The organism is Deltaproteobacteria bacterium HGW-Deltaproteobacteria-6 (assembly GCA_002840435.1).
Taxonomy (GTDB): domain Bacteria; phylum Desulfobacterota; class Syntrophia; order Syntrophales; family Smithellaceae; genus UBA8904.
In genome coordinates, this window is sequence record PHAT01000001.1 from 169532 (window position 1) to 182430 (window position 12899).

At 48.8% G+C, this 12899-nt stretch carries 12 protein-coding genes; 3 read left to right on the top strand and 9 right to left on the bottom strand.

The features are described 5' to 3' along the window. Positions 1 to 256 precede the first annotated feature (256 nt). On the top strand, positions 257 to 1315 hold the full coding sequence (locus CVU71_00725) for a hypothetical protein (GenBank protein ID PKN20350.1): 1059 nt from the start codon (positions 257 to 259) through the stop codon (positions 1313 to 1315). A 94-nt stretch (positions 1316 to 1409) separates the two neighbouring features. Here the strand turns inward: CVU71_00725 and CVU71_00730 are convergent, their stop codons facing one another. Genes CVU71_00730 through CVU71_00750 form a run of 5 tightly spaced genes read right to left on the bottom strand, consistent with a single transcriptional unit; the run spans position 1410 to position 6218 of the window. After that, entirely contained in the window at positions 1410 to 2645 is a 1236-nt protein-coding gene (locus tag CVU71_00730) for a peptidase U32 (protein PKN20351.1), read from the bottom strand. 11 nt (positions 2646 to 2656) lie between these two features. Next, complete coding sequence (gene recO, locus CVU71_00735; protein PKN20352.1) at positions 2657 to 3430, bottom strand: DNA repair protein RecO; 774 nt, start codon at positions 3428 to 3430, stop codon at positions 2657 to 2659. After that, on the bottom strand, positions 3427 to 4716 hold the full coding sequence (locus CVU71_00740) for a dihydroorotase (GenBank protein PKN20353.1): 1290 nt from the start codon (positions 4714 to 4716) through the stop codon (positions 3427 to 3429). The genes recO and CVU71_00740 overlap by 4 nt, the downstream gene beginning before the upstream one ends. Then, positions 4713 to 5639, bottom strand: coding sequence for an aspartate carbamoyltransferase (locus CVU71_00745; protein PKN21023.1), 927 nt, complete (start codon positions 5637 to 5639; stop codon positions 4713 to 4715). Before CVU71_00745 ends, CVU71_00740 begins: the two co-directional genes overlap by 4 nt. 30 nt (positions 5640 to 5669) lie before the next feature. Beyond that, positions 5670 to 6218: a bifunctional pyr operon transcriptional regulator/uracil phosphoribosyltransferase PyrR gene (locus tag CVU71_00750; GenBank protein ID PKN20354.1), complete on the bottom strand. Its 549-nt coding sequence runs from the start codon at positions 6216 to 6218 to the stop codon at positions 5670 to 5672. A gap of 321 nt (positions 6219 to 6539) precedes the next feature. Between CVU71_00750 and CVU71_00755 the strand changes: the two genes are divergently transcribed. Then, positions 6540 to 7802, top strand: a complete 1263-nt coding sequence (locus CVU71_00755) for a hypothetical protein (GenBank protein ID PKN20355.1) — start codon at positions 6540 to 6542, stop codon at positions 7800 to 7802. A 27-nt stretch (positions 7803 to 7829) separates the two neighbouring features. Next, positions 7830 to 9092, top strand: coding sequence for an Mn transporter (locus CVU71_00760; protein PKN20356.1), 1263 nt, complete (start codon positions 7830 to 7832; stop codon positions 9090 to 9092). A gap of 25 nt (positions 9093 to 9117) precedes the next feature. Here CVU71_00760 and lepB read toward each other — a convergent pair whose 3' ends face one another. From lepB to secD, 4 genes are read right to left on the bottom strand one after another with little or no spacing between them, the layout of a single operon-like run. Next, on the bottom strand, positions 9118 to 9801 hold the full coding sequence (gene lepB / locus CVU71_00765; GenBank protein PKN20357.1) for a signal peptidase I: 684 nt from the start codon (positions 9799 to 9801) through the stop codon (positions 9118 to 9120). A gap of 16 nt (positions 9802 to 9817) precedes the next feature. Next, entirely contained in the window at positions 9818 to 10336 is a 519-nt protein-coding gene (locus CVU71_00770) for a hypothetical protein (protein PKN20358.1), read from the bottom strand. Then, complete coding sequence (secF, locus tag CVU71_00775; protein PKN21024.1) at positions 10336 to 11241, bottom strand: protein translocase subunit SecF; 906 nt, start codon at positions 11239 to 11241, stop codon at positions 10336 to 10338. Before secF ends, CVU71_00770 begins: the two co-directional genes overlap by 1 nt. Before the next feature lie 33 nt (positions 11242 to 11274). Next, the gene (gene secD / locus CVU71_00780) at positions 11275 to 12876 is read right to left on the bottom strand and encodes a protein translocase subunit SecD (GenBank protein PKN20359.1); all 1602 of its coding nucleotides are present in this window, start codon (positions 12874 to 12876) and stop codon (positions 11275 to 11277) included. Positions 12877 to 12899: the final 23 nt, after the last annotated feature.

The window sequence follows — 12899 nt, forward strand, 5'->3', positions numbered from 1 at the left end:
CAGCGGCGGTATCGCAAAAGCAGCTAAAGATTCATCAGGCTGCCGCGCATCATCAACATGCAAACTCGGAAATGATGTTCTGATCGTATTTGCTGTTAAAAAGATATTGACACACCCTGCGGAATTGATTATAGTTTCGCGGACTAAAACATATTTGTAAACATTGTATTTTATTGATTTTCAAGGGTGATTGACTTTTCTTTGTATCTTAAGAGAGCCGATTGTAAGTACAAAATATTCGGAAAAGGAGAAAAAAATGAAAAAAATTATTTCATTGGTTGCAATTCTGCTCGTGACGTTTGTTGTCTCAACAGGATACGCGCAAGTAAAGGCAGGATCGGTTAATATTACACCCACTATCGGTGGTTATTGGTTTGAAGGAAACCAGGACTTGAATCAAAATGTGAGTTATGGCCTGCGCGCCGGATACTTTTTTACCAAGTATGTTGGACTGGAAGGTTTTGTCCATTATGTTCCAACAAGAGTCAATACTGATCCCGGTGGGAACATCAATTTTTTTGGTTATGGAGCTGAAGCAATTGTCAATATTCTGCCGGACGGCAAGTTAGTGCCTTTCTTAGCCGTTGGCGCCGGTGGTGTCAACTATTCCGAGTCTGCAGAGAAAATCAATGAAAGCAGAAGAGATAAGATTGCCGTAGATTACGGCGCCGGACTGAAGTATTTCCTGACGGAGAATATTGCGCTGCGCGGCGATGTTCGCCACGTCATTCCTTTCGATGCCATCCATAGCGATATGCTCTATACGGTAGGTGTAACTTTTGCTTTTGGCGGTGCGAAGAAGGTTGTTCAGGCGCCTGCAGCGGTTGTTGAGGAGGCGAAGCCCCAGGCAGCCGCGGCTCCGGTGGTTGAATCAAAACCCGCGCCGGCGGCTCCTGTGTCAGCTCCGGCGGTTGTCGAAGAAGTAAAACGCCCCGCAGCGGCAGCTCCGGAAATTATTGAGAAGGGCAGAACAACCCTGAATGTATTATTTGATACCAATAAGGCGATCATCAAGAAAAATTCCTTCAAGGACGTAGATAATCTGGTTTCCGTTATGAAACAGTATCCGGAACTCAATGTAGTGATCGAGGGACATACGGATAATGTGGGCAGCGCCGCTTACAATAAGAAACTTTCCCAGAAGCGCGCCAATGCCGTAAAGGCCTACATGGTCAAAAAGGGTATTGATGCCAAACGATTGACGGCAGAAGGTTTCGGTTTGGAGAAGCCCATTGCTGATAATAAGACAAAAGCAGGGAAAGCCAAGAACCGCCGTGTGGAAGCGGCAACTGCTGAATATGCCGTTAAAAAGTAATAAGGCTTTAGGCTAACAGACTTTTCAGTTGAACCCCCGCGGTGCGCCGCGGGGGTTTTGTTTTACTTAAAATCCTGCGGTCTGATAAAAGCTTTCAGCCGATAGTCTGCTTGCCTGTCGTGATTGCTTTGCGCAAAAGAGCGCCGGACGGCGCCGGGGACGGCAGCGGAAGCCGGATCTGATTGCCTGCATGGGCTTGATCGATGCTGTTTCCGCTTTCATCCAGAAGGATTCGCGTATCGATTTTAATTGTTTCATGAGCAAGCAACAACTCCACGGCTTCTCCCGCTTTCAGATGGTTGCGGACGGAAATGAGCATTTCTTTCCGGACTTCATCATAGCCTGAAACAATTCCCGCTGGTTCATGCGTCTGAATATTTTTAATGTGAGGGCTGCATTCGTTTATTTTTTCTTCAGCAAAAGCAAAGCCGGTTGTATAGCCGCGATGAGATATTTTGTGGAGCTCCTCCCGCCATTGCGGGTCGCAGTGGTATTTTTCTTTTTGTCGGATTAATGTGTCGAGCGCCTGCCGATAGGTTCGGGTAACAACCGCCACATAATAAGATGATTTCATCCGGCCTTCAATTTTTACGCTGGTGATGCCGGATGCCAAGACATCGGACAGATATTCGATCAGACATAAGTCTTTTGAACTCAGCAAATAGCTGAAGCGTTCATCTTCTTCCAGAATGACAGGGTCGCCGGGGCGCGTTGCTTCCGATAGCCTGTATTCCCAGCGGCAGGGCTGGGTGCAATCTCCCTGGTTGGCGCTGCGCCTGTTGCGCCAGGCCGAAAGATAACAGCGTCCGGAATAAGCCATGCACATGGCGCCATGGACGAATATTTCCAGTTCCATGCCGGGGACCGCCGCGGCAATTTCCCCAATTTCACGTAAATTAAGCTCCCTCGCCAGAATGATCCTCTGGATGCCCTGATCCTGCCAGAAACGAACGGCTTCGATATTGGTCGTATTGGCCTGTGTACTGAGATGCAGGGTGGTCTGCGGGGCGATTTGACGGATTAATCGAACCAAACCGGGATCGCTGACAATCAGAGCGTCCACACCCGCCGCCGTTAATCCGGGGATAATTCTTCGCGCAGTTTCCAGATCGGTGTTGCGGGCGAATGTATTGAGGGCGCCGTAAACCTTGACGCCTTGAGCGTGCGCTTCGGCAATGCCTGCCGCCAGATCATCGAAAGACATTTCGGCCTGCGCCGCGCGCAAACTCAAACCCGGAACGCCGACATAAACAGCATCGGCGCCATAGAGCAAGGCGGTGCGTAATTTTTCCGGATTGCCGGCGGGGATGAGTAATTCCGGTCGGCGCATATGAACCTCCGTTAAGGGCAATACCTGCGCACCTGTTCCATGACTTTCAGGGATTTGACTTCTTTGCCCAGCACGTGAGTAATGAAACCGCAGAGGATATTACGGGATTCGCAGGCAAGGCTCTCCGGCATGCTGACCATTTTCATTTTTTCAATGTCCATGTCTTTTCCCAAAAGCAGTGTACGGACGGTGCCGGCGGAGACGCTTTGATCGTATCGCTCCGGCCGGGCGCACGCGGCGCAGGTAATGCCGCCTTCTTTCGGAAAAAAGTAGTAAATCTTGCCGTTGGTCACGGGCGTTTTACAGTTTACGCAGGCTGTGAGCGACGGTTCGAATCCGGTAATTTTCAAAAGGCGCATTTCAAAAAACCGTATCGCCGCGTCTGAAACGTTTTCCCGCACCAGCAAAGTCAGAAAATCCGCCAGCAGCATAAACAGATCATCGTTGGATTTTCCTTCCGGACTGAAGTGATCGGTCAGATCAATGAAATAGGAGGCGGTCAGGGTTTTTTCCAGATCCTGACGGATGGGTGAATAATGATCGATAATGTCGCAGGATTCAATAAAGGCCAGAGCGTCGCGATTTTTTCGCGAGAAAATAATATTGGTCAGCGAAAACGGTTCGAAGACGTTGGCAAAACGTTTTTTGCTTCTTTTGGCGCCTTTGGCGATTCCCTTGATCTTGCCGAACTCTCGGCTGTAAAAGGTGATGATGAGGTCCGATTCACCGTAGCTTAAACTTTTCAAAACAAAACCGGCGGCTTTATGGCTTTCTCTGGTGCTCATGATTTTGACGCAAGTCCGTCGTATTTAATATCGCCGCCCACGATGGTCAGGACCGCCCGTCCTTTCATCGGGCGCCCGTGAAACGGCGAGTTCTTCCCGCGTGATTGGAAGGCTTTAACATCCACGGTCCAGGGCAGTTCAGGGTTGATGACGGTGATGTCCGCGTCAGAGCCCGGCGCGAGCGTTCCTTTGCGCAGATTTAGAATGCGCGAGGGATTGCAGCTCATGACAGCAATAAGTGCAGGCCAGGTCAAAACGCCGTCATGCACCAGATTCAAGCTCAGCCCCAGAGACGTTTCCAGACCGCTGATTCCGTTTAGCGCGTATTCGAATTCCACTTCCTTATCCGTGCGTCCGTGCGGCGCATGATCGCAGGCGATGGCGTCGAGCGTGCCGTCAGCGAGGCCTTCTTTAATGGCGGCCGCATCAGCCGGGCTGCGAAGCGGCGGACTGACTTTGTAGTTGGTATTATAATCCTGGAGCGATTCATCGGTTAAGATGAAATAGTGCGGGGCGGTTTCCGCCGTTACGTTCAGGCCTCTTGCTTTAGCGTCGCGAATCAGACGCACCGCACCTTTCGTGCTGACATGTGCGATGTGAATCCGTGTGCGGGTATATTCGGCAATCAGAATGTCGCGCGCCACCATGACATCTTCGGCAATGGCGGGGATACCCGGCAGCCCGAGGATGGTAGAAAAATAGCCTTCGTTCATCAGGCCGCCTGCGGAAAGATTTTTGTCTTCACAGTGTTGAATAACCGGCAGGTTCAGGGAACAGGCGTATTCCATCGTCCTGCGCATCAGAGCCGCATCCATGACGGGTTTTCCGTCGTCGGACAACGCGATGATTCCCGCTTCCTGAAGGTCCCAGAATTCCGTTAACTGCTTGCCGTCCGATCCCACACTGATCGCGCCAATAGGATAAACATTGGCCAGATTTGCTTCGGCAGCTTTGCGGCGGATGAATTCGGTGATGGAGCGATTGTCGTTAACCGGTTGGGTGTTGGGCATGCAGGCAATCGACGTGAAACCGCCGGCTACGGCCGCGGCCGAGCCCGTGGCAATGGTTTCTTTATATTCCAGGCCCGGTTCGCGCAGATGCGTGTGCATGTCGATTAAACCGGGCGCAACAATCATTCCGGCAAGGTCGATGACTTTTGCGTCCGGTCCGGCCTTAATATTTGCACCGCAGCCGGTAATTTTTCCTTCTTCAATCAAAATATCCGTCAGGCCGTCTATTTTCTGAGCCGGGTCAATCACCCGGGCGCCTTTTAATAACAGTTTCATTCGTTTCCTCCGGTAAGCAGATAAAGCAGGGCCATTCTGACAGCGACGCCCTTATTGACTTGATCGAGAATGACGGAGCAGGCGGGATCATCGGCAATGTCAGGGGAAATTTCCACACCGCGGTTGATGGGGCCCGGGTGCATGACGATAGCGTCATTCTTAGCCAGTTTGATGTTCTTGCGGTTCAGGCAGTAGTGCTGGGCATATTCCCGAAGCGAAGGAAAGATGTTTTGCTTCTGCCGTTCCAGTTGAATGCGCAGCATCATCACGACGTCCGCATCCGGAATCGCATCTTCCAGTCTGGTATAAGCCTTGACGCCCATCTGTTCGACATCGCGGGGCAGCATGGTGGCAGGTCCGGCAATGACCACCCGGGCGCCCATTTTGGATAAACCATAAATATTAGAACGTGCCACCCGGCTGTGCAGAATGTCACCCACGATGGCCACTTTTAAACCGTCGATTCTGCCTTTTTTTTCTTTAATCGTCATCATGTCGAGCAGGGCCTGAGTGGGATGCTCATGCGCGCCGTCACCGGCATTGATGATCGATTGCGAGACAAGCGAGGCCAGGAGATGGGGAGCGCCGGCAGCGCTGTGCCGGATGACAATAATGTCCGGGTTCATGGCTTCAAGCGTGCGGGCCGTGTCGATCAGTGTTTCTCCCTTAACGACGGAACTGGTCGATGCGGAAATATTTATGGTATCGGCGCTGAGTCGCTTTCCTGCGATTTCAAAGGATGTGCGGGTGCGCGTACTGGCTTCATAAAACAGGTTGATCACGCTTTTACCGCGCAATGTGGGTACTTTTTTAATGTCTCGTGTCGATATTTCCAGGAAGGATTCGGCTGTTTCCAAAATCAGGTTGATCTCGTCAACGGTCATTTCCTGGATGCCGAGGATGTCTTTTTTTCCAAGTTTCATCATAGGTTTGCCTTGTGGGTATTTTAAAAATTACGTTTCTTCTTCAATAACAACTTCGTCTTTACCGCTTTTTTCCAGGAGATCGACGCTGACTGCTTCCCACAGGGAAGAAGGGAGATTTTTCCCGACATAGTCGGCGCGAATGGGCAGCTCACGATGTCCGCGGTCGATTAAAACGGCCAGTTGAATCATTTTGGGGCGGCCGAAGTCTATTAAAGCATCCATGGCGGCGCGGATGGTTCGGCCGGTAAAAAGAACATCATCCACCAGGATGACTTTTTTATCCGTGAGATCGAAGGGAATTTTTGTCTTTCCCAGAGGCGCTTTCTTTTTTGATTTGGTGATATCGTCACGGTAGAGTGTGATATCCAGAATGCCCAGAGGGATTTCCCGATCCTCAATGGCCGATATTTTTTTCTGAAGCCTTTCGGCCAGATAAATACCGCCGGTGCGGATGCCGACCAGCACAAGGTCATCCATGCCTTTGTTTTTTTCCAGAATTTCATAAGCGATCCGCGTCAGACATCGTTCAATGCCGTCGCTGTCCATCACGATTTTGGTGCTCGTCTTTTTAGTCATATTCTGTTCCTTACCGTTTAGGAAGTTACCGTCTTTAGCGAAGATAAAATCATTTGAGCCGGTCGGAGCCGAGGCTACTCAACGATACGTCAACGGGCATAAAAAAAGCCTTTCCCCTTGCGGAGAAAGGCCTGAATAAACTTTGTGCTCACTTTTTTCATCTTGGATTGTCCTTTTTCAATCTCGCCGGATCAAATTAAAAGGTTACGTTATGAGCGCTCATTACAACACCGCTTGTTTCATGTCAAGGTAAAAAAGTCGAAAATACTTTCCTTTAAAAATCATAAATGATATAGGTCTGCGACCTGGAGGAAGATAACTATGGCGATTAATCGCGAACCTCAGGTTTTTTTGTTTTTAAGCAAAATCCTGGGGAGAAGTATTGTGGGCGCCACGGGCGAAACGTTAGGCCGTGTTTATGATTTAACCGCTGAATTTGTTGAGCCTTATCCCGTTGTGACCGGTATAATCTTTCGTTCCGCCCGAAAAAAGAATCCGGTCGTCCTTCCCTGGAAGGATGTTGTGGATATGGATCAAACCATATCGGTTGCTGTGGAATCCACCCGGGAGTTATCTGCGCTCCATTTAAGGGAGGGGGAAGTCCTGCTTAAAGATGCCTTGCTGGATAAGCAGGTGGTTGATACGGACGGCGCCAAGATCAGACGGGTAAATGATCTCCAGTTTTTAAAAACAAGGCATGGTCTGCATCTGGTTCATGTGGATGTGGGCTTTCGCGGTTTGATTCGTCGTGTCGGGTTAATCAGAGTTTTCGACGCCGTTTTTCAGGGGCTGTTTGATTACAAACTGACCAATCATTTTATTCCTTGGAAGTTTACCCAGCCGCTCAGTTCGCCTGATCTTTTGCAGTTAAACATAGCGCAAAACCGTTTGAGTCAAATTCATCCGGCCGACCTGGCGGATATTCTGGAAGAGCTTGACATTAAACAGCGTTCCGCAGTGTTTCAGGCTCTTGATGTCGAAACAGCGGCGGAAACACTGGAAGAAACGGACCCTAAAATTCAGGTCAGTTTGATTAATGATCTCAACTCGGAGAAAGCTTCCGATATTATTGAGGAAATGTCTCTTTCTGAGGCTGCCGACCTCATCGGAGATCTGCCGAAATCCAAGGCGGAAGGCATCTTGAATGAAATGGAAAAGGATATTGCCGATGACGTCAAGGAACTAATGGCCCATCCGGAGCAGGAAGCAGGCGGCATGATGACAACATCTTACCTGAGTTTCAGTCCGCAAACGACGGTTCGGGAAGCGCTGGAGGAATTTCGCCGGGAGGCGGCCGATGTAGATCTCGTCTACTATGTTTATGTAACGGATGAAGATGAGCGTCTCCTGGGGGTGATCAGCCTGAGGGATTTGATTCTAGCCGATGCGGATCAAATATTGGAAGACATCATGGATGAACGTGTTGTGTCGGTAAAACTCGATGATAAACATGATGTCATTGCCGAACAGTTTGCTAAATATGCCGTAACCGCCATACCGGTTGTGGATGAACAGGAAAAGATGCACGGCACCATTATTTTTAAGAATCTTCTGGAAGTTGTGGCGCCGCACTTGGGCAAATGAATCCTGACCTGCTGTTGATAGTGATTTATGGAAAAAATTAAATTTTTCTGGAAAAAAATATTGCAAACCGGTTTATGGAAGCTGGGGCTGTTTTTTGCCTTGATTGGTCCGGGCATTATTACATCCAATGTCGATAATGATGCCGGTGGAATCACCACCTATTCTCTGGCCGGCGCTCACTATGGGTTAAGCCTTATCTGGATTCTGATTCCCGTGACCGTGGCGTTGATCATCATTCAGGAAATGTGCGCCCGGATGGGAGTGGTTTCCGGTAAGGGGCTTTCCGATCTGATCCGGGAACGTTTCGGCGCCAAGATCACTTTTTACCTGATGATTATTCTGCTTTTTGCCAATCTGGGAAACACGCTCTGCGAGTTTGCCGGTATTGCCGCCAGTATGGAAATATTCGGCGTCAGCAAATACATTTCCGTGCCGGCAGGCGCTGTTTTTGTCTGGTGGCTGGTAGTTAAGGGCAATTACAAGTCTGTGGAAAAAGTATTTCTTGTGGCTTGTGTATTTTATCTTTCCTATATTGTATCGGGATTTATGATTCATCCCGACTGGTCGGCTATCAGCAAGGCGGCGATAACACCCAGTTTGAATTTTGATGCAGGCATGCTGACAATGGCTATCGGCATCATCGGAACAACCATTGCGCCCTGGATGCAGTTCTACCTGCAGTCGTCGATTGTGGACAAAGGTCTGAAGGCGGAGAGTTATAAGTATTCCCGGATGGATGTTATCTTCGGCTCCATCACCGTCAATGTTGTCGCTTTTTTTATTATCATGCTTTGCGCCGTGACTTTATTTCAAAACGGGCTCAAGATTGAAACGGCAAAAGACGCCGCGCTGGCGCTGGCGCCGCTGGCTGGATCCTATGCTTCCATGCTGTTTGCTTTCGGTTTGCTCAATGCTTCGCTGTTTGCCGCCTCGATCCTTCCGCTTTCCACGGCCTATACCATTTGTGAGGCTTTCGGCTGGGAATCCAGCCTGAATACGAAATTTGTCGAAGCACCGCAGTTTTACGGCCTTTACTCGCTGATGATCTTTTTAGGCGCGGGTATTATTTTGCTGCCGGGTGTGCCGCTCATTTCCATCATGTTTTATTCTCAGGTGATCAACGGTATTTTGCTGCCGTTTGTCCTGATTTTCATGCTGCTCTTGATTAATGACAAACGGATTATGGGAGATTTTGTCAATGGCCGGCTGATGAATGTTGTTTCCTGGGTGACCGTCATGATTCTAATAGGCTTGTCGGTTGTGATGGTCGTATCGGCTATCTGGGAATAATCGTCCGTACCCGTATTGATTTAGTTCAGTGCAGCAGATTTCCCAGGCGGTCCCAGCGGATTTTCTTCAGAAGATTGTCCTGTTCTTCACTGTTCCATGACCAGTAAATAACGAGCGCTTTGCCTTCCACATCTCTTAAGTCCACAAAACCCCAGAAGCGGCTGTCGGCGCTTTCATCGCGGTTGTCGCCCATCACAAAAAGCGACCCCTTCGGAACGACGACCGGTCCAAAGTTATCGCGCGGCTGCATCATCGCCGGGTAGGTGACATGGTCGGAATAAATGCCGAAAGCGTCTTTGTAGGGCCGGTCATTGATAAAGATATTTTTATTCTTAATCTCGATTTTATCGCCACTGACGCCGATAACGCGCTTGATATAATCTTTAGAACGGTCATGAGGGTAAATAAATACGATAATATCCCCTTTTTGGGGATCGGTGACGGGGATTAAAATTCTTCTGATCACCGGTATTTTAACGCCGTATATGAATTTGTTGACCAGCAGATGATCGCCGACAAGCAGTGCCGGCACCATCGACCGGGAAGGAATTTTATAAGCCTGGATGATAAAAGTACGAATAACAACGGCGATTAAAATAGCGATGATAATCGCTTCAATGTATTCCTGAACTTTTGATTTATCTGTTTCCTTATTTGCCTTCTTCGACTTTTCCTGAACGATGTTTTTTGAATGATTATTTTCCGTCATAACGGGGGGCGAACTCCTAAGAGTAAATATTCAATAGAGAAACAAAAATCATAATCAGGGCGAGAAAACCTTTTACCATTTTCTGCCCGATCATGGCGAAGAAAGCACGGTTGGATGCCTGATGGGGACTTCTTAATTTTGTTTGACGGAGCAATTCTACGATCAGCAGCCCCGCCAGTCCTCCGAGGAAAAACCCTCCCCAGATGCCGATACCCCAGAGAACGGGTGTTAAAAGAATCATGCCCGCCACGGCGCCTATGGCCGAGGCCCAGAGGGATTTCCTGATCACAGGGGCTTTATGCGCGTCCGTCAATCTTGCCAGAAAATCAAGAGATTCGGCGAGAATGGCAAAGATGAGTAGGAGCAGAAGGACTTTCCAGCCGACTTGTGCAAAGCCGGTTAAAAGGGCGTAGAGCAACACGTCCAGGAATATAATGATTGTTCCGGGCAATCCGAACAGGGTCAGATAAATTCCGACGAACAATATTAAAATAAAAAAAACAAATCCTACCGCTGCCAGGGACGACAATGTGATTACTTCCTCTTCATTCTCGAAGGTTGCAGCTTTTCAAAAAGCATCACGCTGGTGCACGCGATATAAACTGTGGAATACGTGCCAACGACGGTGCCGACCAACATGGCAAAAGCAAAATCACGAATGACCGGTCCGCCGAAAATATACAGGGCTAAAACCGTGAAGAAAACAGTCAGAGACGTCAAGATGGTTCTGCTGAGTGTTTCATTGATGGCCAGATTAATGATGTCGCCCAGCTTCTGCCTGGGATTCCGTTTTACAATTTCACGAATTCTGTCGAGTGTTACAATCGTGTCATTAATCGAAAAACCGATAACAAAGATGAGGACCGCGAGAATGTTGATGGTGAATTCCATGTTCATCACAGAAACCGCCCCGATCACAATCAGGGTGTCATGAACCAATGCGAGAATTCCACCTGCCGCATAACGGAACTCAAAGCGCCAGGTGACATAAATCAGAATAGCCAGCCAGGAAAAAATAACAGCAATAATGGCCTTTCGCGTAAAATCCGCACTGACTTTAGATCCGACGACTTCCACCCGCCGGATTTCATAATCCTTGTTGAAAGCGGCAGTGAGCGGTTGTTCCACATTGGCGGCCAGTATCTTTTGATCGGAGAAAGATTCCGATGTGCGAATCAAAAATTCATTGACGCCGAACTGTTGAATCGTGCTGTTTGCCAGCTTCGTTGATTGGAGAGACGCACGAATTTGATCGGCGGTTATATTCTTTGAAAATTTAACCTGAATGATTGAGCCGCCGGCGAAGTCAATACCAAGATTAAAACCGCCATGAAAGATAATCGATCCAATGCCGATAATGATCAGGATGGCTGATAGAACCATCGCATACTTCATTTTTCCGACAAAATCTACGTTAACACCTGGTTTTATCAACTCCATGCTCATACTATATCTCCTGCGTGCGCTTGAATTTTAAATACTAATTTTTTTAATGTTATAGTTCTGTGTGACATAATCGAAGATAACCCTGGTAACAAAAATGGCGGTAAAAAGACTGGCCAGCAGGCCAATGATTGTTGTTACCGCGAATCCTTTGATCGGGCCTGTTCCGAAAAACATCAAAACAAGGGCAGCGATGATGCCTGTAATATGCGTGTCAATGATGGTAATAAAAGCCCTGTCGTAACCCATATCGAGAGCCATGCGAGGTGTTTTTCCCGTCCGCAACTCTTCACGGATTCTTTCAAAAATCAGAATGTTCGCATCCACGGCTACGCCGACCGTGAGGAGCATGCCGGCAATGCCCGGTAATGTCAGGGTTGCCCGGAAAGCTGCAAGAGCCGCCAAAATCAGAAATATATTGATAATGAGGGCAATATCGGCAACCGCGCCGGAAAGACGGTAATAAACAACCATGAAGAGAATAACCAGAAGCGAACCGATGATGGTTGCCAGAACACCCTGCCGGATCGAATCGCTGCCCAACGACGGACCGACCGTTCTTTCTTCCAGAATGTTGACCGGGGCGGGCAGGGCGCCGGCGCGCAGGACAATAGCCAGATCGCGCGCTTCATCCATGGTAAAGTTGCCGGTAATCTGCGCCTGGCCGCCGGAAATTCTTTCCTGGATGACCGGTGCCGAATGGACAACGCCGTCGAGAACAATCGCCAGATGTTTACGGACGTTTTCATTGGTAATGCGGTCGAAGTCCGCAGCGCCCTGAGCGTTGAATTTGATGGAGACGTGAGGTTCGCCGAAACGGTCGGAAATCTGGACCTTGGCGGTTTCCAGAGACGCTCCGGTCAGGAGCGTTTTGTTTTTTAATAAATAGGGCACCTGGCCCCTCTGACCGCTGGATTTGTCTGTACGCGAACCGTAAGCGATGACTGATCCCTCGGGAACGCTCCCGCGAAGAGCTTCATCCAGAGAATGTTCTTCATCGACGATTTTGAATTCCAGAAGCGCCGTTTTACCGATCAGATTTTTCGCTCTTTCCGGATCTTTGACCCCGGGGAGCTGAATCAATATCCGGTTGTCGCCTTCCGGTATAATTTCAGGTTCCGCGACGCCGAACTGGTCCACGCGGTTGCGGATTGTTTCCAGGGAATGTTCGATGGTCAATTTTTTCAGATCGACCGCTCTTTTGTCATTGATTCTTAATGTTACCAATTGTCCTCCGTCGCGAGGAGTGGTTGAGGCTATTTCCAGATCAGGAAACTGGTCTTTCAATACTTTTTCCAGAGTCGTTTTGCCTGCCGATTCGGTCAGTTCCAGTGAAATTGTGGCACCCTTGGATTTTTCCACATTCCGGAAACGGACTTTGCTTTCCATCAACGATTCTTTCAAATCATTGGATGTTCGCTCCATCATGGATTCCAGAGCTTTGTCCGTATCAATTTCCATCAGAAGATGCATGCCGCCCTGCAAATCCAGGCCCAGATGAATCTTCTCCTTGGGCAGATATTGATCCAATGGCGACGGAATATTACTGACGAAGGTCGGTATCAAAAAGTATAAAGCAGCAAGGCACACAACTGCAGTGATCGCTATCCTGATTTTTAAAGATTTGAACATGAAATGCCCCTTTCTATACTATA